The organism is Virgibacillus sp. W0181, from assembly GCF_051846915.1.
Taxonomy (GTDB): domain Bacteria; phylum Bacillota; class Bacilli; order Bacillales; family Amphibacillaceae; genus JBPYCR01.
This window is the reverse complement of record NZ_JBPYCR010000005.1, coordinates 1-25,067: the sequence shown is the minus strand read 5'-3', so window position 1 is coordinate 25,067 and position 25,067 is coordinate 1. Positions and strand designations below refer to the sequence as shown.

At 38.1% G+C, this 25,067-nt stretch carries 23 protein-coding genes and 1 riboswitch; of the genes, 4 read left to right on the top strand and 19 right to left on the bottom strand.

Translation table 11 applies throughout. The annotated features are described in order from the left end of the window. Positions 1-124 precede the first annotated feature (124 nt). Positions 125-1,291, bottom strand: coding sequence for a sensor histidine kinase (locus ACLIBG_RS03740; protein ID WP_439311379.1), 1,167 nt, complete (start codon positions 1,289-1,291; stop codon positions 125-127). Positions 1,292-1,464: 173 nt separating this feature from the next. On the opposite strand from ACLIBG_RS03740, the gene ACLIBG_RS03735 reads away from it, so the two are divergent. Continuing rightward, the gene (locus ACLIBG_RS03735; protein WP_439311378.1) at positions 1,465-2,100 is read left to right on the top strand and encodes a YigZ family protein; all 636 of its coding nucleotides are present in this window, start codon (positions 1,465-1,467) and stop codon (positions 2,098-2,100) included. 227 nt (positions 2,101-2,327) lie between these two features. Here ACLIBG_RS03735 and nagB read toward each other — a convergent pair whose 3' ends face one another. The 4 genes from nagB to ACLIBG_RS03715 form a co-directional block, all read right to left on the bottom strand. After that, a complete protein-coding gene (nagB, locus tag ACLIBG_RS03730; RefSeq protein ID WP_439311377.1) occupies positions 2,328-3,056 on the bottom strand; it encodes a glucosamine-6-phosphate deaminase in 729 nt (242 codons plus the stop codon). Positions 3,057-3,136: 80 nt separating this feature from the next. Beyond that, positions 3,137-3,289 (bottom strand): hypothetical protein, encoded by a 153-nt coding sequence (locus ACLIBG_RS03725; protein WP_439311376.1) that lies wholly within the window; start codon positions 3,287-3,289, stop codon positions 3,137-3,139. A gap of 336 nt (positions 3,290-3,625) precedes the next feature. Then, positions 3,626-3,958, bottom strand: a complete 333-nt coding sequence (locus ACLIBG_RS03720) for a helix-turn-helix domain-containing protein (protein WP_439311375.1) — start codon at positions 3,956-3,958, stop codon at positions 3,626-3,628. A 185-nt stretch (positions 3,959-4,143) separates the two neighbouring features. Beyond that, positions 4,144-4,317 carry an anti-repressor SinI family protein gene (locus ACLIBG_RS03715; protein WP_439311374.1) on the bottom strand — a complete coding sequence of 58 codons (174 nt, stop codon included), beginning with the start codon at positions 4,315-4,317 and terminating at the stop codon, positions 4,144-4,146. 21 nt (positions 4,318-4,338) lie between these two features. Further along, positions 4,339-4,423, bottom strand: a riboswitch (cyclic di-GMP riboswitch). A gap of 235 nt (positions 4,424-4,658) precedes the next feature. Here ACLIBG_RS03715 and ACLIBG_RS03710 point away from each other — a divergent pair. Together ACLIBG_RS03710 and ACLIBG_RS03705 are read left to right on the top strand one after the other, a co-directional pair. Further along, on the top strand, positions 4,659-5,603 hold the full coding sequence (locus ACLIBG_RS03710; RefSeq protein ID WP_439311373.1) for an LCP family glycopolymer transferase: 945 nt from the start codon (positions 4,659-4,661) through the stop codon (positions 5,601-5,603). 267 nt (positions 5,604-5,870) lie between these two features. Next, positions 5,871-7,886, top strand: a complete 2,016-nt coding sequence (locus ACLIBG_RS03705; RefSeq protein ID WP_439311372.1) for a penicillin-binding transpeptidase domain-containing protein — start codon at positions 5,871-5,873, stop codon at positions 7,884-7,886. 726 nt (positions 7,887-8,612) lie between these two features. Here the strand turns inward: ACLIBG_RS03705 and ACLIBG_RS03700 are convergent. From ACLIBG_RS03700 to ACLIBG_RS03655, 10 genes are all read right to left on the bottom strand, one after another. Further along, the gene (locus ACLIBG_RS03700) at positions 8,613-9,050 is read right to left on the bottom strand and encodes an IDEAL domain-containing protein (protein ID WP_439311371.1); all 438 of its coding nucleotides are present in this window, start codon (positions 9,048-9,050) and stop codon (positions 8,613-8,615) included. 381 nt (positions 9,051-9,431) lie between these two features. Further along, complete coding sequence (locus ACLIBG_RS03695; protein WP_439311370.1) at positions 9,432-9,869, bottom strand: IDEAL domain-containing protein; 438 nt, start codon at positions 9,867-9,869, stop codon at positions 9,432-9,434. A gap of 145 nt (positions 9,870-10,014) precedes the next feature. Next, on the bottom strand, positions 10,015-11,061 hold the full coding sequence (locus ACLIBG_RS03690) for a hypothetical protein (protein ID WP_439311369.1): 1,047 nt from the start codon (positions 11,059-11,061) through the stop codon (positions 10,015-10,017). Between the two features lie 148 nt (positions 11,062-11,209). Next, positions 11,210-11,566, bottom strand: coding sequence for a DUF779 domain-containing protein (locus ACLIBG_RS03685; protein ID WP_439311368.1), 357 nt, complete (start codon positions 11,564-11,566; stop codon positions 11,210-11,212). 195 nt (positions 11,567-11,761) lie between these two features. Next, complete coding sequence (gene exaC, locus ACLIBG_RS03680; protein ID WP_439311367.1) at positions 11,762-13,282, bottom strand: acetaldehyde dehydrogenase ExaC; 1,521 nt, start codon at positions 13,280-13,282, stop codon at positions 11,762-11,764. A gap of 515 nt (positions 13,283-13,797) precedes the next feature. Beyond that, positions 13,798-13,980: a cold-shock protein gene (locus ACLIBG_RS03675; RefSeq protein WP_439311366.1), complete on the bottom strand. Its 183-nt coding sequence runs from the start codon at positions 13,978-13,980 to the stop codon at positions 13,798-13,800. Between the two features lie 218 nt (positions 13,981-14,198). Beyond that, a complete protein-coding gene (locus ACLIBG_RS03670) occupies positions 14,199-14,936 on the bottom strand; it encodes a Cof-type HAD-IIB family hydrolase (RefSeq protein ID WP_439311365.1) in 738 nt (245 codons plus the stop codon). A gap of 96 nt (positions 14,937-15,032) precedes the next feature. Continuing rightward, positions 15,033-16,247, bottom strand: a complete 1,215-nt coding sequence (locus ACLIBG_RS03665; RefSeq protein ID WP_439311397.1) for a CynX/NimT family MFS transporter — start codon at positions 16,245-16,247, stop codon at positions 15,033-15,035. 573 nt (positions 16,248-16,820) lie between these two features. Further along, the gene (locus ACLIBG_RS03660) at positions 16,821-18,809 is read right to left on the bottom strand and encodes a TRAP transporter permease (protein WP_439311364.1); all 1,989 of its coding nucleotides are present in this window, start codon (positions 18,807-18,809) and stop codon (positions 16,821-16,823) included. 131 nt (positions 18,810-18,940) lie between these two features. Beyond that, entirely contained in the window at positions 18,941-19,957 is a 1,017-nt protein-coding gene (locus ACLIBG_RS03655; protein WP_439311363.1) for a TAXI family TRAP transporter solute-binding subunit, read from the bottom strand. Between the two features lie 649 nt (positions 19,958-20,606). Here ACLIBG_RS03655 and ACLIBG_RS03650 point away from each other — a divergent pair. Beyond that, positions 20,607-21,401, top strand: coding sequence for a TIGR00266 family protein (locus ACLIBG_RS03650; protein ID WP_439311362.1), 795 nt, complete (start codon positions 20,607-20,609; stop codon positions 21,399-21,401). A 584-nt stretch (positions 21,402-21,985) separates the two neighbouring features. Here the strand turns inward: ACLIBG_RS03650 and ACLIBG_RS03645 are convergent. From ACLIBG_RS03645 to ACLIBG_RS03630, 4 genes are all read right to left on the bottom strand, one after another. Then, a complete protein-coding gene (locus ACLIBG_RS03645; protein ID WP_439311361.1) occupies positions 21,986-22,861 on the bottom strand; it encodes a DMT family transporter in 876 nt (291 codons plus the stop codon). Between the two features lie 172 nt (positions 22,862-23,033). Further along, the gene (locus tag ACLIBG_RS03640) at positions 23,034-23,162 is read right to left on the bottom strand and encodes a hypothetical protein (protein WP_439311360.1); all 129 of its coding nucleotides are present in this window, start codon (positions 23,160-23,162) and stop codon (positions 23,034-23,036) included. Positions 23,163-23,228: 66 nt separating this feature from the next. Then, entirely contained in the window at positions 23,229-24,185 is a 957-nt protein-coding gene (locus tag ACLIBG_RS03635) for a DMT family transporter (protein WP_439311359.1), read from the bottom strand. Positions 24,186-24,473: 288 nt separating this feature from the next. Beyond that, entirely contained in the window at positions 24,474-24,656 is a 183-nt protein-coding gene (locus ACLIBG_RS03630) for a hypothetical protein (protein ID WP_439311358.1), read from the bottom strand. Positions 24,657-25,067: the final 411 nt, after the last annotated feature.

Sequence of the window (25,067 nt, the reverse complement as noted above, 5' to 3'; positions counted from 1 at the left end):
GTTCATTTATTATTAGATTCAGGTTATATATTGTATATCGGAAGGTTCATTTTTTACTAAAGGGTCCTTTTTTCTTAATTTTCGAATCGATCGTAGCCTTTATGCATCATATCAAATTGCCTAATCATTTTAACGAATCAGATGGCACAGAAATAAAAATAGTTGTTCCGCTTCCACTAACTGAGTCAATGGTTAATTTTCCATCAAGCATTTCGACTCGTTCTCTCATGCCAATTAACCCGAAGGATTTTTCTTTTATCGATTGTGGATCAAAACCTATTCCATTATCCTTTATAATAACAGTTAATTGACTGCTAATCATCTCCAATTTCACAGTAATTCGGGTAGCTTGGGCATGCTTAACCGCATTGTGCAGTGATTCTTGTACGAGTCTGAAGAAGGCTACTTCATACTTTTGATGGAGTCGTTTATCCTCTCCCAATGGAATGAATTCAATGTTCATTTTATGGTAGTCAGCAATGGTGGAAATATACTTTTTCAAAGTCGGAACCAATCCCAAGTCGTCCAATGCCATTGGACGCAAATCGTAAATAATTCTTCTTACTTCATAAAGAGATGTACGAATCGTTTCCCTTACACTTTTAATTTCTCTTAATGCGTTTTCAACACTTCCTTCGCGAAATGCTAAGTCTACCAGCTCCGAACGAAGCAACAAGTTAGCAAGCATTTGTGCAGGTCCGTCATGAATTTCACGTGATATTTTTCTTCTTTCTTCCTCTTGTGCTTCAATAATTTTCAAACCAAATTCCTGCTTTTCTTTCGCTTCTTCGATCAGTTCATTCACTTGACTGAAATCATCATGTAAGTATGTTAGAATGACAGATATCTTTCTTGCCAGCCCTTCCGCACGTTCCATTGTATTTGATAGTCTTAACAATCTTCTTTCCAATTCATCCCGCTTCGATCGTAACGATTTTTCTTCCTGTCGAAGCATTGCTAACTCCGTCTGCAAGGAATGTGTTTTTTCATACACTTCACGTATTTCACTTTCCGAATACTTATTAAAATGCTTGCTCACTTCCGACAATCTGCGCCTTGATTGTCTCACAGTAAGATCAAGCTTATCGCCTTTCTCGATATAATCGGTCACTTTCAGTTTCGTCTTTTGTAGTTCTTCTTTTAATAATTCATGCTCTCTTCTTGCTTCTTCACTAATGTTAAATATTTCATCTTTACTGTTTTCCACCACATCGACCATTTCATGAATAATATGGTCCAGTACTTTTTCACTTGGTTTTTGGACTGAATCTTTCGCTAACTTTTGGGCCATAAACTTTCACCAACCTATGATATACTAATACGGAATTACATTTTTCTTTTAGGGGCTCACCTAAAATTTCCTTAAGAAAATTTTAGGTTTTTAGTACTAAATCTTTTATATACCCCATTTTTTCTATCATAAACCATAAAAACCGTTTAGAATGTTCCGAGGAGGTGAGTACAATGTTGCATCACTATTATACAGTGAAGAATTCCGGTGTAGATGAACAAATTATTCAAAAGTCACGATTTATTGGCTATGTAAGACGTGTCGAAACGGAAGCGGAAGCGCAAGCATTTATTCGAGAAATCAAGAAAAAGCACCACGATGCAACACATAACTGTTCCGCTTATATGATCGGAGAAAACGATGAGATACAAAAAGCTAATGATGATGGTGAACCAAGCGGCACAGCCGGGATACCCATTCTAGAAGTAATAAAAAAACAAAAGTTAAAAGATACTGCAATTGTAGTAACAAGATATTTTGGAGGTATAAAGCTTGGGGCAGGTGGCTTAATACGTGCTTATGGGAGTACAGCATCCCAAGCCATTAAAACTACTGGTATCGTTCATAGAGAGTTGATGCAAGGTATCTCCATTATTGTTGAGTATTCATTACTAGGTAAACTTGAAAATGAGCTTCGTAATTCCAATCATATCCTAGATTCAATAAAATATCTAGAGCAAGTTGAATTTCTTGTTTTCGTACAAATGGACCAGGTCGCAAACTTTAATAAATGGATAATCGACCTTACAAGCGCTCAAGCCAAAGTGAATAATACGACTGTTAAATATGCCGAATTGGACGTAGATTAAAACGTTCTGCGCAACAGACAAACATTTACGGAATCAGTATGGAAAATTCGGCTTATCACCATGCTTTGATGTTGAAAATTTCAGGTGGATTAATATAGTAGGATAGTATCTCCTGTCTGACCAAAAAGAAAAATCCAAACGAACCCAAAGTCTAATGGAAGAATTTTTGGATTATCGTTTGGATTTTTCTTTGATAACAACATGTTTGCCCTGCTCAAAATGTTTCTTTATTTTAATTTTGCACATGCTGCTTTATCGGCAATAACCGTGACGTTTGAATGTTTATGTAGAATAGATGCAGGAAATAATTCTGAGATATCTCCATTGATTAATCTAGCAATTGCTTTTGCTTTTTTCTCACCTGATGCTAACAATATAATTTCTTTGCTTTCCATAATTGATTCAATCCCCATTGAAATAGCACGCGAGGGCACTTCCCACCCGGAAGCAAAAAAGTGTGCATTTGCATTCCTCGTGGATTCGTCCAATTCCACTACATGCGTTCTGCTCGTAAACGGCGTACCTGGCTCATTAAAGCCAATGTGACCATTTACACCTAAGCCGAGTAATTGAACATCAATGTTATTTGCATCTTTTATCATTTTTTCGTATTGTTCACATTCTATATCATAGTTTTCAGCGACACCACTTGGGACATGCGTATTTTCATTTGGAATATTAATATGATTAAACAACTTTTCATTCATAAAATAATGGTAGCTGTTTGGGTTATCATCTGCCAGACCGATATATTCATCCAAATTAAAAGAAACTGCATGTTCAAATGTTATTTCGCCTTGTTTATATTTTTCAATCAAACATTCATAAAGCCCTACAGGTGTTGAACCGGTTGCCAAACCGAGAACAGGGTTGTCCAGTTCGTTTAGTTTATTAACCATTAATGCGCATGCTTGCTTGCTCATATCCTCATAGTCCTTTGCTTCAATCAGTTTCATGTTACACGCTCCTTTATTTTATTACCTAAAGCATCTCCAGCCTTAGGGTATTGAGATATTACAATAATATTATATGTTCCCTAATTTACAACTGATTTCGAATGCACAGCAGTATCGCTAGTCAATTCGTATATTAACGCTTCAATCATTTCATCAGATGACTTAATTTTACAAGACTCTGTATCATTGATCAGCTTTCTTAGCATTTTTTTTAATTTCTCTTGTTCTTTCATAGTGATCCCCCACCTTTTTCTCGTAAGCCTGCTGTAATTAACAACAAAAGTACTGTTCCTATAATAAAGGAATTCATTGTAATTGTCACTTGTTTTTTTGTTTTGTATAAACTTTAACTGATAACGCAATGCACGTTATTAGCCCATATACTGACCGTTTACTATTCATTTATACCCTGTTCCATCTAGCTGAAACCATCAAGTTTCAATCGCCTATACTATTCTATGCACAAGGGTGTAATATGGGTGCATTTATACATCAACTTTTGTTTGCATGCATTCTGCTAATTGCCCAAAACAAAAACCGCAGGCATTTATTGCTCTACGGATAAATCATTAGCCTTCTTGTTTGTTTTTCCAACGATTAAATTCTAGATACTCTTTAAATTGATCTTTCGTCACACCAGAATCCATTGCTTCTTGTACAAGCTTAAGCCATTCATCATCCAACTGTTCTTCAAGATCAACCTCTTCTCCACTCCGAATCAATTCATTTACAGATATGTTAAGTACTTCACTTATTTTCTCCATAAATTGGATGGATGGATTCGATTGAAGATTTCTTTCAATAGAGCTTAAATAAGATTTTGCTACACCGGCTTTTTCAGCGAGTTCAGAAATAGACATCTTTTTATCTTGCCGTAATTGTTTAATCCTTAAACCGATCACGTCCATACACCTTCTTTCCAAATGAATTATATCATAGGAAGGCTATATGGTTCTATAAATATTATATAAAGCTTTTAAATTAAGTCTTTTTCCTTGTCCTCCCCTTAAATAGATCGTTCAAATGACCTGGTGAAAAGATAGTATGACGTAAACATTAAAAGGTGATTAGGAAGTTGCTTGATCGTTCAAAGGGATGCATTTCCATTACACTTTTTTCTTTTGTACGTTGTTATGTCATTATCTTTCATCGTATCCAGAAAAAGCCTTACATCTTCAACGGACAAATGAAGCGACTTAGCTTCTATCATTAATTCAACCCACCCTTGATCTTGCTCTTCTCGTTTCAATTTATTTTCCATCCCACGTACCCCCATTAATTCTCAGGCAGCACGGCCATCATAGCTTGGTAGCGTTAGATCCGTAACTTTGCGTCCTAACTTTTCAGTCAGTTTGCCTTTTTAACTGGTGAATTGATTATTTATTCCTATTATACCTCGCTTTGCATCACTTGTGGGTGTCTTCTTTTGTCACAAGAAGGCTTGTTTTATCACAGAGCTGTCGAATTTCTTTAATCTACAGCAATGATTTTATAACAGAATCTTTTATATACTTAAATTCAGCTCATTAACGGTGTATAATTGATGTAATAAAATTTTATGGTAGACATGACAACCATTTTATGGTGAAAGGGAGAATACAAGTGGATTCAAGACTGAATAATTTACATAAAAAACGAAAAAGAAGATGGCCCTATTGGGTGGGGGCGATTATTATCATCCTTTTTCTGCTAGTGGGGGGCTTTTTATACTATATATATGATAAAGTCGGTGACACCGTTTCCGATATGCATGACCCGCTAGAAAGAGATGCAGATCCGAAAAGACAAGAAAAGCTAGAGTCGATCTTTAAAAATAATGCATCTATAAATTTACTGTTGCTCGGTGTTGATGAACGTGATGGGGACAAAGGCCGATCAGATACAATGATCCTTATGTCGTTGAACCCAAAAACTAATTCCATGCTTATGTTCAGTATTCCAAGGGATACGTATGTTAATATTCCCGGCCGAGGAAAGGATAAAATTAATCACGCGTATGCCTTCGGTGATGTGGAGTTATCCGTACAAACAGTGGAGGAAGCATTTCAAATACCTGTACATTTTTATACAAAAGTAAACATGGAAGGATTTCAGCAAGGGGTCGATGCTATTGGTGGGGTCACAATCGAAAATGAACAAGCTTTTTCACAAGGTAAACATCAATTTCCAAAAGGGGAAGTTCACCTAAATGGGACAGAAGCACTCGATTACATCCGGATGCGTAAAAAAGATTCCCGCGGTGATTTGGGAAGAAATGAACGACAAAGAAAAGTAGTAGCCGCAGCCGTTGATAATGCTGCCAGTTTTTCCGGCATTAGTAAAGTCGGGAATATTCTAGATATTCTAGGTGGAAATGTAAAAACGGATTTAAATATGGAGCGCATGCAAACATTATTTACTAATTACCGTTCAGTGCGTAATAATATGAGGCAAATCGAACTACAGGGCTCCGGTCAAATGATAGAAGGGACATGGTATTATGTCGTTTCTGATGAAGAATTTGAACGAATCGAAAATGAAATTAAAAACCATATGGAAGCAAAATAGCATGAATTATGAAAAGCGCAAGCGCCCTCGCAGGCTTAGATTGCCACGTCTTGGGACTGCGCGAAAACAGCTCGTCCTACCGCAAAGTTGTGTGACGTCGCCTGGGACTGCTCGTGATTGCTCGTCCCACCGAAAAGATTAGCACCAGAACACCCTAGGACTGTAGTTACGCTTTCGTCACATCTTCAAGAATTGTACGTCGCAGCTAGACAACTATAATCGAATACATGTTATAATTAAAACGGATTTATGATTGAGGGGGTTTATATGAAAAAAGGAAGCTTAATTTTAGCCATCATCGGTATTTGCACATTAATAATTATCGGTGGTTGTTCAAAAAATGAACCAACACCAAATGACCGATTTGAATCGTATGTAGATTATTGGAATGACTTGGCATTCGAGAAAATGTACAATTTGCACGCTGAATCATCTCAGGAAACATACAAACCAGAAGAAGCTGTAGATCGTTTCAAGAAAATCTATGAGGACCTCGGCATATCTAACGTACAAATTTCGTATGACCAAATAGAAGAGGACAAGTTAAAAGAAGTATGGGAAGAAGGGACAGCAACCATTCCTTTTTCTGTTGAAATGGACAGTATTGCTGGTCCTATATCATTTAATTACGACGCAAATCTCCTTTTACAAGAAGAAGGAGAAGAGGAAGGAAAAGATTGGTTTGTCGATTGGGATCCGGGCTTTATTTTCCCACAAATAAAAGATGGTGGGGAAATTGGACTGCAAACGACTAACCCAAAACGCGGGGAGATCTTGGATCGCAACCGCATGCCTTTAGCAATCAACGATGTCGTCTATGAAATCGGCGTTGTACCGGAACGATTTGTCTCGGAAAATCAGGAGAAGAAACAAATTGCGAAAGAATTGCATATATCTGTTGAAGCAATTGACGATGCTTTAAGTGCTGGATGGGTAGAACCAAACCTGTTTGTACCATTGAAAAAAGTCCCAAAAGATAAAGTATCAGCTGCACTATGGAATATTCCATCTGTTGAGAAAAAAGAAGTTACTGGACGCACATATCCTAGTGGGGAGGCTGCAGCCCACCTTGTTGGTTATGTTGGCCCTATTACAGCAGAGGAGCTGGAAGAACAGGAACCCGGCACGTATGGAGCGAATGATATGATTGGCAAACGGGGACTGGAACAGCTTTTTGAAGATAGACTTAAAGGAGAACAAGGAGTAACCATTACAGTAAAAAGTTCAGAAGAAGAAACGGTATTAGCTGAAAAAGAAGTGCAAGACGGAGAAAATATCCATTTGACTATTGACACGATCGCACAGGAAAAATTGTTCGACGCTTATGACGGAAAAGCAGGTACGGCTGCTGCCATTCATCCAAAGACCGGAGAAACCTTGGCACTTGTCAGCAGTCCTGCTTTTGATCCAAATGAAATTGTTTATGAGGCAAGTACCGATTTATGGAATCAACTCGAAAATGACGAACAGAAACCATTAATCAATCGCTTTTCAGCTACCTTTGCCCCCGGATCTGTCATTAAACCAATTACAGCAGCAATCGGTATGCAACAAGAAACTTTAGATCCGAAAGAGGGCTTGAAAATTAACGGATTAACCTGGAGCAAGAAAGGCTGGGGAGACTATAAAGTAAAACGCGTTTCCAGTACGGACAAGCCGGTTGATTTGGAAAACGCGATGATTCGGTCTGATAATATATATTTTGCCATGCAAGCTGTCAAAATGGGTAGCAAAAATTATGTGAGCGGATTGAAGGAGTTTGGGCTTGATGAAGAAATTCCTTTTGAATATCCAATTTCAAATTCAACCATCTCTTCCAATGGAAAATTGGAAGATGAATTGATGCTAGCCAATACGAGCTATGGGCAAGGGCAAATTGAATTTAGTTCCCTGCATTTGGCGTTAACCTATACTCCTTTTTTAAATAATGGCAATCTGCTCAAACCAACGCTGCTCCTTGATGATAAAGATAAGCAAATATGGAAAGAAGACATTCTTGATGAAAATCACGCCACATTAATGACAGATCTTTTACGCAAGGTTGTAACTGATGGAACAGCGCAAGTGGCAAAAAATGCTGATTTCCCCATTTCCGGAAAGACAGGTACAGCCGAACTTAAAACGACGAGTGAAGAAAAAGGCAAAGAGAATGGCTGGTTTATTGGCTTCCCTTCCGAAGACCAAGATATTTTAATTGCCATGATGATTGAGGATGTTAAAGATATTGGTGCAAGTAAATATGTTGCTGAACAAGTAACAGAAGTGTTGAAGCAGTTAAAATAATATGTCCATCATTTCGTATATTATTTCCATGTCGAGGTGAATTTTTATATATCGGTATCTTCTACATTTAAACAAAAAATGGTTGTACAATATATCTGTCATTCATCAAAAATAGTTTCACTTTCACCTATAATAATAGGCGAATTGAAGGGATTAACAATTAGATTAAAGTGCTTATCAGAGTCGCAAATGGCTATCGAAACTTCATAAATTAGAAAAATCGAATCATGTTTCACTTTAAGCTAAAACCTGTGGCAATACAGGGTAGAAGGAAAACACACTTCAACACAGCTTAAACAAGCAATGAAGTGTGTACAATAATGATAGTATCGCTTTTTAAGCTGACTGGAACGGAAGTCAACGGACTCCTGCGGAAATAGCACGAGTCCGAAGGTCACTGTAGCAACTCGAAGAGGAGAGCTACAGAAGCTGAGGCCGTGCCCACGGAAAGCCTGTCGACTGTAGTGCAAGTCAGCGACATCAGAGCGCAAGCTTTGATTGTTCTCGTTTAACTTATTTAATAAATATTCATAGGCTTAAAATTCTCCACCAACGTTGTTTGACAAAGAACCCAAAAAAATCAACTCCTTATTCGAGCGAATAAGGAGTTGATTTTTATATATATAATCGTAATAACGATAGTGTTTTCAAATTTATCATACAACAACATGATTGTTTTATGTATGCCTTATAAAGTTTCCTCCCTGGGAGTACGATTCATTTTCATTACAGTTGTTTCATCAGCATGTAAAATGCTTCCTCATTCCGTTCATCAAGAGCTTTATCAATCAATCGCTTAACATTATCCTTTTCTAACCTTTCAAGCAATTGATCAGTTTCGCTTTGTTCATCATTTTCTTGGTGCTCGTAAATGTAATAAGGTTCCGCAATAGCAGTCAATTCATTCAAAAATTTAGGTATATAAATGAGTTTACCTATTTTGAAGTATTTTACCGTTTCATCTTTTTTAAAAGCAACTGTATCGTCTACGTTTTCAATTTGTTGTGTTTTCCGATTAATAACTATTTCATCCGCTACAATTGAATGGAATTTATATTCTTCATTGTCAATAAGCATAGTAAAATGATTTTTTTCCAGTACGATGTGAATATGTTCATCGTACGCTTTTATATAATACGGTTCTAACGTTTCCAACGCTTGCACGCATTCACCTCCTCCATCTTTGTATACTATTCGTAAAGGCAAAAACAGTATTAATACTTTTCACCTTAAGGAATCATCATAATAAGTTCAACATTACTATTCCCTAATTTCACTATTTTAAACAGTATTTTTGATACATTCTAAGTTTGTTTAATATACTAACATATTACAAAATAAAAATGAAACGCCAAATTTATTTCAATAAGACCATGAGAACTATCAAGAAACACTGAAGTGGCTTTCCCTTAAACTTCCTTTATTTATCTGCTATTTTCTTTAAATTATGTTAGATTCTAAAATACACCCCCAGAAGTATGTAAATCTTTTCACATATAAAGGTAAAAAAAACCACCCCCAACTATGCGGGAACGGCCCCTTTTATTACAATAGTTTTACCAGCTCGTAAAATGCTTGGTCATCCCTTTCATCCAAAGCCTCATCAATTAATCGTTTTACGTTTAACCGTTCTAATTCCGTTATGATATAAGAATTGTTTTCATTTGTTTCTTCACTGGTTTCTTCTTCAATATAGTACGGCTTCACAATGGTGTGTAGCTGAATAAGAAAATCAGGAAGGGAAATTAATTTTTTCATAGTAATGTAGATGATGTCTTTACCTTTTTGAAAAGCAAACTTAGATTCTATATTAACAATTTCCTGTGTTTTCCGGTCAATCCGGATTTCTTTCTCCTCAATGGGTACAAACTGATAAACCTTTTGATTAATGACAACAGAAAAATATTGATATGCTAAGATAACTCGAACGTATTCATTGCTCATTTTTATATAGTAAGGTTTTAACATTTTAACAGTTACCATCTTTCCACCTCCTGTAATTTTCAGACTATTTAGTTGATTTATTCTACAACAAATCCTTGTGGAACGCAAGGGGAATTATTGGAAAAATCAGATCAATGTGTTTTGGAACGTAACACTGGACGGGAGACACTTCCCCTTGTTCGTGCTAACCGAAAAAGTCATTTATAATCTCCTGCGTCACCCTTTTTGGTTCCACGTTATTAAACCATCTCATTTCCGTTTGTTTTACCAGTTTACTTGCTTCACTTAACTTTCCAATTCCTATTTTCATTTCAGCTTTATATCGTTTCGTTAACACATTAATTTTTTCGGCAAACTTTTCATCTGTTCCCGGCGCAACTGCAACTTTGTACAAATCAACAATGATATCGCCGTTTCGATCAGGATAAAAGGCATGAGGATCTGTACTGTCAAACATACAGAAATCCAAATCTCTGACAATAATCATATCAACACTTTTAGGATCAAAACTACAGTGGTATAGCTCAATATCCATTCCCTGTGCCTTACATGCTTCCATAACTTTTTTCATAAAAACGGATTTCCCGGTTCCCGCTCGTCCTTTGACAAACACACGATTACCTATATTTTCAATTATTTCGGGCACACAATTGACGGCTCCTTCTGCTGTATTAGTTCCAAAAAGTCGATGATAAACGTGTGGTTTTTCCTGTATTTTAGGAGAATGTAATAACAGATTTTCTATAAAGCGCCTCGCCAAGTCATTCGCCTTTTCAAAATCCATTTGATCGATATACAATTTCTCAAGCTCATCATGAATCCGAAGCCCTGTTAAAAAACACTTGTACGCTTCGTTTGCTAAATTAGCATATGCTGTACGGGAGTCATGCATATTACGATTTGCTTCTTGCGTTGTCTGTACATAAGCCCCTACATCAATTACTTGTACATTTTCCAATGCTGAATCAATTTCTTCTGAAACGATAGCTAGCGAGCGCCCCCGGATAATAACCCCTTCCAAATAATCTTTGGTTAAAGGATGATAGAGCACTTCTACTAGGTCCTCCGTTTTACATGCTGCAACCACATTTTTAATTATGTTCGTTTTTATTTTAAAGGAAGGATGCTTGAGAACAATAACGTTTTTTATATCTTGCAAATTGGAAGGGAGGTAATTCACTAATCCTTTTGCGGTATGCCCACTTACATAATAAGCTTTGTTTTGAGTCAATGAGACACTTCCTTTACTGCGATTCGTATATGTTATCTTATGTATATTCTATTGAAGGAGTGAATTATTACCGCTTTTTATTAAAAAACAAAATCGTCAAAAACCTACAGTTAAGGCTTGACGATTTTAGCATACTTATTTTTACGGATCAGGCATTCAGCTGGACCCGTTCTTCTTCTGTAAAAATACGCGATCTAGTTAAAAAGCGTTTTCCTTCCGGCCCTTCTAACGAGAACATACCTCCACGCCCATCAACCACATCAATAATTAGCTGGGTGTGTTTCCAGTACTCATATTGATCCTTCGACATGTAAAAAGGAGTATCGCCTATTTTTCCTAGTAAAAGATCCGAATCTCCTGTCCGGAATTCATCTCTTGGATAGCACATCGGAGAACTACCGTCACAACAACCGCCGGATTGATGAAACATTAAGGGGCCATGAGTTTCCTTTAGCGTGTCTATTAAAGCTAACGCATCATCCGTCGCTACTACACGTTCGACCATTTTGCACACCCTTTCTTTCTACCTATTTTATAAAACTGGCTGCCGATTGATTCTGTTGTATCTCCTGTTGGAAAAAGAAGCTATGTATTTTCTTGTCCATAACCTCTTTTCCTCTTTAAAATGTTAATAAAATTGTCTTTGCACCAAGCATCAGATGTCTTATCAATTAGAAAAATTTTTCATTTTGCTATCCGCTTAAAACAAGCCTGCTGGACCTTCACTGTAGCTGACGAGCATGTTTTTCGTTTGCTGATAATGACTAAGCATCATTTGATGGTTTTCACGGCCGATGCCTGATTTTTTATACCCGCCAAATGCCGCATGTGCCGGATACTGATGGTAGCAATTTGTCCACACTCGTCCAGCCTCAATACCTCGACCAAATCGATATGCTTTATTGATATTTCTTGTCCACACACCTGCACCTAGTCCGTACAATGTGTCATTAGCAACTTTCATCGCTTCTTCATCATCTTTAAAAGTCGTTACAGACAGAACCGGTCCGAATATTTCTTCTTGGAAAATCCGCATGTCATTACTACCTTTAAAAATCGTTGGCTGAACATAATAGCCATTTTCCATGTCATCTCCTAGCTTGTTTACTTCTCCACCAACAAGAACTTCAGCACCTTCCTGTTTACCAATATCCAAATAGGAAGTGATTTTTTCCATTTGTTCCATGGAGGCTTGAGCACCCATCATTGTTTCCGTATCGAGTGGATGACCAATTTTAATTTGGTTTACCCGCTCTATTGCTCGTTCCATAAATTTATCATAAATGGATTCATGGACTAATGCACGCGATGGACACGTACAAACTTCCCCTTGGTTGAGCGCAAACATCACAAGTCCTTCAATCGCTTTGTCTAGAAAACCATCATCTTCATCCATCACATCTTTAAAGAAGATATTCGGCGATTTTCCGCCAAGCTCCAATGTAACCGGAATAATATTTTCCGAAGCATATTGCATAATTAAACGTCCAGTTGTCGTTTCACCAGTGAACGCTACCTTCGAAATTCGACTATTCGTTGCAAGTGGTTTTCCTGCCTCAACACCGAAACCGTTTACAATATTCAAGACACCAGGTGGAAGTAAATCACTGATCAACTCGAGTAATACATGAATCGATGCAGGTGTTTGCTCAGCCGGCTTCAGGACGACACAGTTACCGGTCGCAAGTGCTGGTGCAAGCTTCCACGTCGCCATCAAAATTGGGAAGTTCCACGGAATAATTTGCCCGACAACTCCAAGTGGCTCATGAAAATGATAAGCAACGGTATCGTTGTCAATTTGACTGATGCCGCCTTCTTGGGAGCGAATCGCAGCTGCAAAATAACGATAATGATCAGCTGCTAAAGGAATATCTGCTGCTAATGTTTCACGTACCGCCTTTCCGTTGTCCCACGTTTCCGCTACACCAAGCATTTCCATATTTTCTTCAATGCGATCTGCAATTTTATTCAATATATTTGCTCGTTCCGTTACAGACGTTTTTCCCCAGTCATCTTTTGCAGCATAAGCAGCTTCGACCGCAGCTTCAACATCTTCTTTAGTCGATCTAGCAATCTCACAAAATACTTTTCCCGTTACAGGACTGATATTTTCAAAGTACTTCCCATTTGCCGGAGGTCGATATTCCCCACCAATGTAATTGTCATACCTTTCTTTAAAACTTACTACTGATCCATCTGTGTTCGGGTTTGCATATCTCATTTTTCACGTTCCTCCTTCATTATTTTGTAATCGCTTACAAATTGGTGAAAAACTAAGCTGTAAACCTCTATACATAGTATATCAATTGATTCAAAAAAATTCCAATTATGAGACTCTTTCTTTTGTATACTTTTCTTTGAGAATCGTTGAAAAAAAGCATTGAAATCGCACAGTTGTTTATGTACGATCTCAACGCTTTTTTATACAAATACTTGTATGCAACAGCATGCTTTAAATGATAATGTTCAAAAAGATAGATGAAAATTGGTTTAATCAAGGGATACTTCGTTTAAAGTACTTACTCGTTGTATCTCAGACAGAAAAGTCGCCTCAACGTACGGAGGCTTGTTAGCAAAGGGGGAACTTCTACTAAAATCGCCCACGTCGCGCGGGCAACGTAGAAATCAATACAATCTGTAAAAGCCTAGTACTAAGGTACCGTACCACCTTGACTATCCTTGCTTTTTTATCACTTTTTAAAACATACACTTTAAGCAGGTCAACAACAGTTTATATTATTGCAGCTCAGGCAGCATACGAACTTGCTGCTCCATTTCTGATTGACAAAGCGGACACGCAGGCGTTTCGTTGAAACTGTACGACTCTCTCATCCATCCTTGACAATCATCACTCTTACATGACCATACGTTTGTTTCTACTTCAGGTACCGGCTCTTTTGGTCCACGAGAAAAAGACATGAGGCCATCTCCTTTCCTGTTACTATTCTTATTATACCCTTTTTTGGAAAACAAATAAAGGTATGGCTATATTAAGAAACTAGCGGATGAATAAAGTGAAGCTTCATCCAGCAGGAAGTTTCCTTTCCTCCCCTACTGAATAACAAGAACAAAAGCTAAACACACGAGCAAAAGGTCCAATCTGCTTGACATCCGGAGAAAGGCCACAAGTTACTGCATTATAAAACAAATTTTTCGATTGCCTTGGCGACCCCATCATTTTCATTCGTATCTGTTATATAATCAGCTGCATCTTTTACGGCATCTTGTGCATTTTCAACTGCCACTCCGATACCTGCTTTTTCAATCATTCTAATATCATTTAAACTATCTCCAACAGCCATTACCTCTGACATTGTAATACCAATTTCTTTGCAAACCCATTCAAGACCACTCGCTTTGTTCACGCCATAAGGATTAACTTCAATATTCGTCGGTAAAGAATTGGATAATTCTAAACGCTCGTAATTTCGTAATTCCTCATAAATCAGTTTCTTTTGCTCATTATTTAACGCAACAAAAGCCATTTTAAGCCATTCATGTTTCGAAAAGTCTTCCGGTCGCGATCCTTCGAAATAGACTTTTTCTGTAGAGACAAGCCATGTCCCTACCCCTATTGTTTCAGCAAATTTCCATAGCTTTTCTAGCGTCGTTGCATCAAGCAATTGACGCTGCAGTAATTCTTTTTCTGCCGACCAGATTTCACCACCGTTTGATGTAATCATGTACGTAGACAAGTTCAAGGACTCCGCAATCGGATAACAAATTTCAAGCCATCGTCCAGTACTTAACACTACGTGAATATCTTTTTCCAATGCCTTTGTGATTATTTTTTCGGTGTATGCGGAAACTTCCAATTGATTATTAAGAAGCGTCCCATCCATATCCAATGCAATTAATTTAATTTCCTTTTCCAATGTATAAGCCCTCTCTATCATTTTATTTTAAACCTTACAATTTATACCTACGTTCTCTATACGTACTATACAATAGGAATTGTTTTCGCTCTTCATTTAATCAAGTACATACTTATTCTGCCCCGCACCCATTCCAAAGTACATAACGAGGCTCGCTACGATCATTAGCGTAATAAGCGGGACCGTCCAGGATTGGGTTAAATCAAATAAAAATCCAATTAGCATTGGGCCTACTGCAGCAAGCATATATCCCATTGATTGAGCCATTCCCGATAATTCTGCCGATTGTCTTGCATTCCTCGCCCGCATACCTAAAAAAGCCAGTGCTAAGGCAAAACATCCACTCAAGGTTAACCCGATAAATGTCACGGAAATGATCATAACAATATAGGACGTGCCAACGAGTAGCCCGAAGACCCCTAATAGATACATGGAACATAAGGCACAAACGAGCCAACGCTGGGATTGGAGTTTAGAAGCAATAACCGGAACAAAAAAACTGGCAGGCAATCCAACAAACTGTGTATACGATAATAACCAGCCTGCCGTAGCAATACTAACCCCATAATCATGTAAAATTTCCGGAAGCCAAGAGATTGTTACGTAAAACAAAAACGATTGTAGCCCCATATATAAGGCAACCTTCCACGCTAAAAAGGAGGACCAGATCCGATTACCCTTGGAAGTAACATATTGAACAGAAACTTCTCGTTCAGATACTTTATTTTTAGCCGCCAACGTGATCCAAATAATGATCGCGACTAGGGCTGGAATTGCCCAAACAATCAACGTAAGCTGCCATCCAAACTGCAACCCTTTAGCAAGTGGTATACTCAACCCAGATGCAGTCGCTGCAAAAACACCCATCCCTGTTGAGTAAACACTTGTCATAAGAGCTACTTTCGCCGGATATTTTTCTTTGACAACACCGGGCAAAAGAACATTACAAACAGCTATCCCCATTCCAACAAGCAATGTACCAAGAAAGAGAAAGAAAATTAGTGACACAGAACGGATTCCTATTCCAATAAACAAAAAGCATAATCCAATAATTAACGCCCATTCATTTGTAAATCGGTTAGCAAACTTTGGTACTATAGGAGATACAACTGCAAACGCTATTAACGGAAGGCTTGTTAATAAACCAACATTCCAATTGGCAAAGCCGATATCATCCCGGATAATTCCCATTAACGGACCGACTGAAGTAATCGCGGGCCGTAAATTAAAACTGATAAAAACGATTCCGATAAACAATAAAACCTTATACCATTTATTTGCACCGGCAGATGCCAACGAAGTCTTTTCCACAGCCACAAACTGAAACTCCCTTCCACACAACTATTAACACTATAGCATATTTTCTGCAATGAAAGATAATAGTTGAAAGGGGATAATAATGAAGTCTTCGGTCATTTGGACACACACTTAAATTAATTATTCAACAGGTAATACTTGCTTAGTCGGTATATATAGTTACAAAAAAATAACAGTGCTTAAGCTGAACAAATTAATTGCAGTCAAGCGCCCATTTACACATCTTAGTATTTTGCAAAAAACGACTTATTATTTCCCAGGCAATAATCCCTAAAAGTCACTGAAGTAGTAATTGATTATTTTACACGACTCCTTTTAAAATAATTCTAACTCTAGTCTTTTAAAGCTGATTATTTGCTAAAAGGATTAAAAGATTACCTTGTTAATTCATCTCTCTTTCTTCATTATTGTTATGGATACCGGCTAAGCGAAAATGCAACAACCGACAACCAAACAAGGCTGGCAGCTATTGCATTTTACTTTTAGTCACTTGACCATATAACCAAGTTGATTTGGAAAACAGAATGGATTTATTCGTTGAGCGCTTACACTCCACTTGCAAAACATTTACATTAGGACAGAAGGTTCAGAGCCCAATCCCATTCCGCCTTCATTATCCTTGCGCCGTTTTTGTAAAAACCAGATTGATCCAATTAGTACGATTCCAATAATATTGCCTACTAACCCAGGTAAAATCAGAACAATACCGGCAAGAAGCATAATTATTCGTTCCCACCATTTTGAATTGTCGATAAAGAATCCAATCATAGCACTGCTTACACCCATCATGCCAAGCATCGCAGTCAGAACAGAAAAGACCAAATTAACTGGCGTGACATCGACTAGAACTAAAATTGGATTGTAAATGAATATGTATGGGATGATAAAAGCAGCAATTGCCAGTTTCACTGCCGAGACTCCACTTTTGAATGGATTCGCCCTCGCTATACCCGCGCCGGCATAAGCGGCAAGACAAACCGGTGGCGTTATATCAGCAACAATACCGAAATAAAAAACAAACATATGTACCGTAATCGGTGCAAGTTCAAAACCGTTTATTAATGCCGGTGCTGCAATTGTGGCCGTAACAACATAATTAGCCGTTGTCGGCAGTCCCATTCCAAGAATAATACAAGCAATCATAGTAAAAATTAACGCCAAAATAAGAACCCCATTTGATAACGCAATAATACCCGCAGCAAATTTTGCGCCGAGCCCTGTAATGCTAACCACTCCGGCAATAATACCCGCCGTCGCCACCGCTGCAATTACCGGCAAGGCTACTCGTGCACCTTGTTCCAGTAAATTAATTGTTTTTCGAAAAGATAAACGTGTTTCCTTACGAACCAAACTAACCAAATAAGCTGAAATAATCCCGTAAATTGCTGCCCTTTGCGGGGTGAAACCAACCATTACTGTTCCTATAATAATAATGAGCGGGATTAACATATATCCGTAACGTAGCATAATTTCCTTCAGTACCGGCAGCTCGGACTTAGGCAAACCAAGTATACCCATACGTTTTGCTTCAAAATGCGTTCCAATAAAAATCCCCGAAAAATATAAAGCAGCAGGTATGGTTGCTGCAAGCATAATAGTGCCATAATCCACGCCTAAATATTCCATCATAATAAATGCGGCAGCACCCATAATCGGCGGCATAATTTGCCCTCCAGTTGATGCCGATGCTTCCGTACCAGCAGCAAACTCCGGTTTAAAACCAGCCTTTTTCATCATTGGGATTGTAAAGGATCCTGATGCAACTGTATTTCCGACAGAGCTGCCGGACACCATTCCTTGCAACGAACTCGCTGCAACTGCAGCTTTAGCTGTTCCGCCTGTATATCTCCCGGTAATCGCAAAGGCCAAATCATTAAAAAACTTGCCGATCTTTGTATGAACGAGTATAACTCCGAAAAATAAAAACAGAAAAATAAATTTGGATGAAATTTGAATGGGTGTCCCAAACACACCGCTCTCCCTAAACCACAGATTTGTAGCGATCCGATCAAATGAAAAACCAGGGTGTGATAACACTTGAGTTGGAACAAATTTGCCAAAAAGCGCATATCCAATCATCACACTTGCTACGATAACGATTGGCAATCCAACAGTTCGTCGTGTCGCCTCCAACAATAATAAAATGCCAAGAATGGAAATAATAATATCAATTGTACTATATCCGGATATTCTGCTTTGAAGAATTGAATCAAAAAATATAATCTTATGATAAGTTACATACATTGCTGTAAAAGCAAGCAGGACATCGTACCAGGGAATTGTTTTTTGCTTTTTTTGCAGTCCCCCTTTAATTGGGTACAACAAAAAAATAATTCCCAATGCCGTCCCTAAATGAATAGCACCCTGTTTTTGCGATGGCAATGTTCCAAAATATCCGACATATAGATGAAAGACCGTTAAGGAAACACCTATAAAGGTGACTACCCAAGCCCACTTTCCGATATGGATTCGAAACTGGCTTTCTCTGTCGTATTTTTCAAGCATTCGTTCCGCGTCTGAACGAGAATCTAGTTGCTGTGTCTCCTTTTCGCTCATTTCACCACCACCTTATATTAGATTAAAAGGAAAAGAGTGTTTAATGTTAACGCGCTCTTTTCCTCTAGTTTTTCACTTATTTTATTTATACAATAAGACGAATGTACCGTATGCCTCGTTTCACGCATTCTTTATTTTAAGGTGTCGAGACTTTCAATCCCTGTCGATTCACGCGTAATGATTTGTGCAACCTCAGGATAAATATGCCCGATAAAAGCTGCGTTTTCAATCTGGTTATCTTCAAAATCTCCTTCTCCATTAATAGCATTTAATGCAGGGACATGCACCGCCATACCAAGGTCCATATTTCCTTCCCCGATCGTCGCCATATTTTCAACAGAAGCCCCTGTCTCCATATTTGTAAAGTTGCTATCCAAATGATTATTCCATAAAGTGGCCATCTCACCACCAAGTGGATAATATGTCCCACCTTGACTACCTGTACCTAAAATAAATTCGTCTTTTCGACTTCCCTCATCAGCAGAAAGATCTGCAATAGGGTTATCAAATTCTAATCCTTGCTCTTCATAATAACGAGCAGCTCCCGGATGCATCGGTATATCTTTCGCTCCATTAAGCGCATTATCCAAGGTCATTTGTGCAGCTTGGGCATGTGTCATTTCATCGGCATTTTCAACCATCAAACGTGCAAGCTCATAACCAAGCTCTTCATCAATTGTATCTGTATTCCCCATTAAAATGGCGTATGCTGCAACCGTTTGTACATCTGACTCTAGAAAATCATATGTATCCTGAGGAATCATAAAGCGTTCATATCCACTTTTCTCTTCCACTTCATCCATCACATCATCAGATATTTCAAGCATGACAACATCTCCAGTAGATGCTTGTAAGCTTTCAATACTACCTGCTGGCAACCCAAGCACTCCTACCGAAATATCAATATTTCCATCTTGTACACCATCAGCTGCATCACCGAAACCTTCTTGAAATTCTTCAAAGTCACCATCTTCCACACCATACGACGATAAAATAGCTTTAGAAAGTGTATTCGTTGAACTTGCCGGAGGACCAATGGCTATTCTCGCGTCTCCGCCTCCACCACCGCTGCTATCACTGCAAGCTGCTAAAACAAGCATAATACCGACCAGCACTGTAAAAAAAACGATAAATCTTTTCTTTATCATAACAATTCCCCCCTTATAAAATTTGCTCCCTTGAGAGCATTCTTCAATTACAGGAAAAGCATGAACAGAAGATAAAACAAGTGTAATTATTTTACATTCTTACCATTATAATACTTTAGAATTGCACATAAATCAAGCTATCTTCTAATAATTTAAAATATTATAATTAATTGTGTGATTGGATGCCCCTTTCCTGTTAATTTTAACGATAGTAACTATAGACTCTAATTAAAATAGATGAATTACTCTTATATACGTTTTGATTCAAGTGTTTATGTATGGCAATGTATGGCGTAAATATTTCATTACATCGCGCTGTATCATAGATTGAAAGAAACATTAAAATCTACAAAATATACTTATACGACATATGTTGATGTTATATTTTTTCGGAATGTATTCTGTCTTTCTGTTAAGTTACATATAATTAATAATTTCTTTGGTAAGACGAGAATTACGCTGCTTCTAGTCCTATTACTTTGAGTGATCTCAGTTCAATCTTTTTAAAAGAGACTTAGACATTTTCTATAACATAAATTATATTTAAAAAATTGATAAAATTAATCTTTAACTAGACAAATTAGTATATAATAAAAGAACATTTTCAATGAATTATCTTTTTAAAAATCAAAATAACGAGGTGAAGGAAATGAATAATCATGAAATTGATTACAAGTTGTATGGAGATGATATGCAATTTGTGGAAGTAGAACTCGACCCTGAAGAAACTGTTGTTGCAGAAGCAGGGAGCTTAATGATGATGGATGATCAAATACGGATGGAAACGATTTTTGGTGATGGAGCTTCCAATCAAGGCGGCTTGATGGGCAAACTTCTTGGAGCAGGAAAAAGAGTTATTACTGGTGAAAGCCTGTTTATGACAACCTTTACAAACGAGGGGACCGAAAAGAAACATGTTTCCTTTGCTTCGCCTTATCCGGGGAAAATTATCCCGATGGATTTGAGTGAAATAGACGGAAAGTTGATTTGCCAAAAGGACGCATTTCTAGCCGCGGCAAAAGGCGTGTCTATCGGTATAGAATTTCAACGTAAGGTCGGTGCCGGATTTTTCGGTGGTGAAGGATTTATTATGCAAAAACTCGAAGGCGACGGAATGAGCTTTGTTCACGCCGGTGGAACGATACATAAAAAAGAACTGGCACACGGCGATGTTCTGCGTGTAGATACTGGATGTCTTGTTGCCATGACAGGAGAAATTGACTATAATGTCGAATTTGTCGGTGGTGTTAAAACAGCTCTGTTCGGAGGCGAAGGCTTATTTTTTGCCACGTTACGCGGTCCCGGAACCGTTTGGATTCAATCACTTCCATTCAGTCGTCTAGCCAGCAGGGTATTCGCAGCAGCACCTGAGCGGGGCGGGTCCAAAGGCGAAGGTAGCGCAGCCAGTGGATTATTTGACTTATTGGGTGGAGATCGGAAATAAAGAGATAGTATAGCTGTAATTGGTTGTTTCATAAAAAAATTTAGAACACATCGAGGCGCATACTTATATTGTGTGCGTCTTTTTATATTTTTTCCCGTAAAGCAAGATTTTCGTTTATCGTTTGAGGAAAATTCATTTTAAATGTTGGGTGATACTAAGTATGTTAGTGAGGCAAAAATAATTAACCTTTGATTTCGAGGGAGAATTGAATAAGAAAAAACTACTAGAATTATTATAAATGTTAGTCTTACAACGGAATTATATGTTTGAGCAAAACTTTAAAAATATGGCGCAATAATTATCATGTTCTTCTTTATTTTTGCTTTTACTTTTTTTCAGCTCAGCAATTCGACCATCATGTACATTCATTTGGTAAGATAATTTCTGAACGAGAAATTCATGGGCGTCCATTCTGCCTTCTAGACGGCCAAAATAGCTCCTGCTTTCAGAAGTAAGTACATCTGCTTTCCATTCAAGTGTATCAAATCTGTTATCTACTATATCAAATCGATTATCTACACCCTCAAACTTGCTGTCTACTATGTCGAAGCGATGTCTATCTCACCAAATCGATTATGCTCTCTTTATTTTTTCAGATCTTTATTTCCTTTCAGGTTAGTAATACCAACACCAATTAACGTGATCACTCCGCCTATCAGCGAGAGTATGGTCGGAATTTCTCCAATCCAAATCCATGAAATGAAAATGGCGAACGCAGGTGTTAAATAAAGTGCACTTGTTGCTTCCGCTGCCCCAACGATTGATGTAGCATACGCAATTGCAAAGTACGGTATAACGGTGGGAAAAATTCCTAAATAGACTACAGAGATAGTTGATCCAATTGACGCATGAGCAATTTCTTCTCCCAAACCGGGAATGAAAAACAACATAAACAAAGAACCAGCAATAATGGTATATGCTGTAAACGGGAGAAATCCGTACTTTTGTAAATAATGCGTTTGAAAAACAAAATAAAAGCTTTCCGAAAAGGCAGCGAGCAGCACAAATAATGCACCTAACTCCATAATCGATAATTCATCGCCAGTGCCTAAAGAAATGAGCGCGACACCAAAAAAAGCAACGATGGTACCAACCCATCCCATTTTTGAAAAACCTACTTTTAGAAAGATAGCTGATAAGGCGGCTGAGAATATAGGAGCTGTCGAAACGATGAGACTAGCCGCACCAGCGCTGATTGTTTCCTCTCCAAAGCTTAAAGCGGTATGATAAACTGTAAAACCAAGAAAGCCCAACAGCATTATAACTGGTATATCTTTGACTTCGGGCAGCTTCATTTTCGTGATAAGCCCAAATAAGATAAGAGCAAAAGCAGCAATCAGTAACCGAAGTGTTGCAAGATGCTCGGGACTATAAGACTGTAGCCCCGCTTTAATACCAGGAAAAGCCGATGCCCATAAAATGACGGTTATACCATATGCTAAAATCACTCTATTTCTCATAAAATTGCTTTCCTCTTTTCTAGTGATCTTTCTCTTAGTGTTAATAATAGTACGGCTGCCGTTCTGGAAGCCGATTGGTCGTGGAAGTCAGAAAGCTCTATTCCTGTTTTAAAAAAACAATAGTTGTGGAAATTTTAGTATATCGTATTTTTCAAGGAAATGGGGTTTTTCATTATGTATGTTCCTGCTTTATCTTTTTATCGACGGTTAATTCAGAATCAATACATCTGCCCGTGCTTCCATAAACTACTTTCGTCATCGACAAGTCTCTAAGCCAGCTTTTAAGAATATCATGCTTCACAAAACCCCTCGTGCTCAATATTGAATACGAGGGTTACTATTATCTATTGCGATAAATATGTTGACTTTAATGGGAACTTACTTTGTTTGGATTTTTTCGAATTCCTTTATGAAGGCGGACATACCGTTTTTTCACATTAGCGATCATGATTCCGGAAATGATTAATATCGATCCAATCGATACGCTAACCGTCAGCTTTTCACCCAGTAAAACGATGCTAAGGACCAGGCCAAAAACAGGAACAAGCATCATGGAAATTGTTGCTGTTACCATGTCAACTAAACCAAGAATGACAAACCAGACCGTAAAGCAAAGCGCCGATGCTAGTATACCCGTAAATAATACATAGTAAATACTTGTGCCTGTCCAGGCAATTGGAGTATTCCATTCGGTGATGATGGTTGCTAGTAAAATCCCGATCGTACCGAATAACATTTGGAATGCCGACGATTGAATTTTAGGCAATTCTCCTAAATGAAAGCGGTAATATACATTGGCACATCCCCAAGAAATAGCCCCTGCTACAATAAGCAGTTCCCCGATAACATTTTCCCCATGCCACATGTCCGTTCCCAAGATTGTTAACAAACCGAGCATGGCGGCCGTTAAGCCAATATATTTAGCGGGTGTTCCTTTTTCACCAAGAAACTTTGCTGCAAATATTGTGCTCCACATCGGCATTGAATATAAAATAATTCCTGATTTCCCCGCATCAACAAAACGAAGAGCATACATTATACACAAATAAACGATTGTCGTTTGAAGAATGCCCACAATTATAAGATGCTTCCAATATTTTTTTGGAGGCAATCCAATTTTTAAAATAAGTACGAGTACCAATAACGTAAGGGAACCAACGAGAAATCGCGCAGACGCAAAGGTAAACGGCCCCATATAATTATGAGCATCTTTCATCATGACAAAGGAATAACCCCAGATGATTGTAACCATTAGAATCATGGGCCATAAAATAAATTTATTTTGTAATAAATTCGTTAATGAAGTAGTTCGAGTCTTTGACATATGTTCCCCCTGAAATTGAAGTCTTGAACATCATAGCAGTTACGTCAGGAGGGTTTCAAGTGGAAGCGTTTATTGAAGGGAGTGCAGTTTGTTAATTATTATCGTAGTTGTAAGTTGGGAATTTTAGATTCGTGCGTCTCTATCAAGTTATTATTTCTTTGGAAATGTTGTTAAGGTGTGGGGGTGGGATATTTTGCTTAGATTAGTGGTGATTGATGGGCAGTTTCATTTTTGGTAAAAAAAAGAAAACAATCGGAAATTATTAAGGATTCGTCTGCTGCAAATAGGCTATATCCGATCGCACTTCAATAAATCTTTCGCTACTGTTCTGAAATTCAAATCAATTTTTCGTATGTCCTGTTTCAGCTCCAGCTTCATTTCCTGCATGTCAGAACGAATCTCTGTCAGTTCTTTTTTAACTTCGTTGAAACCTATTTCCAGCCGATCCACGCGTTTATTTGTTTCCTTCACATCCCCGCAAATCCATGATTGCCTGCAATAATTCCCCGTTTGTTACTTCAGCCAATTTTGTCACCTCCTGTCTTATTATATACCTAATATCATAGCAAGGTTCATTGGTTGCAACAAACGATTTTGAAGGGTGTAGCCTATTCTTCTGCAAGCAGGAAAGTTTCTTCTGAATAGGAGTATCTTATTCGGGAAATTCCGCATCCATCACAAGTAATTTGCACGTTTTCACAAGGGATCCTATGGCTGTAACGAGCGTTCCTCTCCTGCTGGCGCGCGGTCCTCTCCTGCTGAAGCGCGTTTTTCACCGGCCCGTGTAGTAAAAGGCTTACTCGCCTTCCATATAATAAGCAGCGACTGTTAATGCTGCTTCCACTTGCTCTCCCTGCTGTTCCATTTCAATCGTTTCAAGCG

Coding starts and splice junctions, on each gene's coding strand:
- ACLIBG_RS03740 (WP_439311379.1), bottom strand. CDS start 1,291: ATGGCCCAAAAGTTAGCGAAAGATTCAGTCCAAAAACCAAGTGAAAAA.
- ACLIBG_RS03735 (WP_439311378.1), top strand. CDS start 1,465: ATGTTGCATCACTATTATACAGTGAAGAATTCCGGTGTAGATGAACAA.
- nagB (WP_439311377.1), bottom strand. CDS start 3,056: ATGAAACTGATTGAAGCAAAGGACTATGAGGATATGAGCAAGCAAGCA.
- ACLIBG_RS03725 (WP_439311376.1), bottom strand. CDS start 3,289: ATGAAAGAACAAGAGAAATTAAAAAAAATGCTAAGAAAGCTGATCAAT.
- ACLIBG_RS03715 (WP_439311374.1), bottom strand. CDS start 4,317: ATGGAAAATAAATTGAAACGAGAAGAGCAAGATCAAGGGTGGGTTGAA.
- ACLIBG_RS03705 (WP_439311372.1), top strand. CDS start 5,871: ATGAAAAAAGGAAGCTTAATTTTAGCCATCATCGGTATTTGCACATTA.
- ACLIBG_RS03695 (WP_439311370.1), bottom strand. CDS start 9,869: ATGGTAACTGTTAAAATGTTAAAACCTTACTATATAAAAATGAGCAAT.
- ACLIBG_RS03685 (WP_439311368.1), bottom strand. CDS start 11,566: ATGGTCGAACGTGTAGTAGCGACGGATGATGCGTTAGCTTTAATAGAC.
- exaC (WP_439311367.1), bottom strand. CDS start 13,282: ATGAGATATGCAAACCCGAACACAGATGGATCAGTAGTAAGTTTTAAA.
- ACLIBG_RS03675 (WP_439311366.1), bottom strand. CDS start 13,980: ATGTCTTTTTCTCGTGGACCAAAAGAGCCGGTACCTGAAGTAGAAACA.
- ACLIBG_RS03660 (WP_439311364.1), bottom strand. CDS start 18,809: ATGAGCGAAAAGGAGACACAGCAACTAGATTCTCGTTCAGACGCGGAA.
- ACLIBG_RS03655 (WP_439311363.1), bottom strand. CDS start 19,957: ATGATAAAGAAAAGATTTATCGTTTTTTTTACAGTGCTGGTCGGTATT.
- ACLIBG_RS03650 (WP_439311362.1), top strand. CDS start 20,607: ATGAATAATCATGAAATTGATTACAAGTTGTATGGAGATGATATGCAA.
- ACLIBG_RS03645 (WP_439311361.1), bottom strand. CDS start 22,861: ATGAGAAATAGAGTGATTTTAGCATATGGTATAACCGTCATTTTATGG.
- ACLIBG_RS03635 (WP_439311359.1), bottom strand. CDS start 24,185: ATGTCAAAGACTCGAACTACTTCATTAACGAATTTATTACAAAATAAA.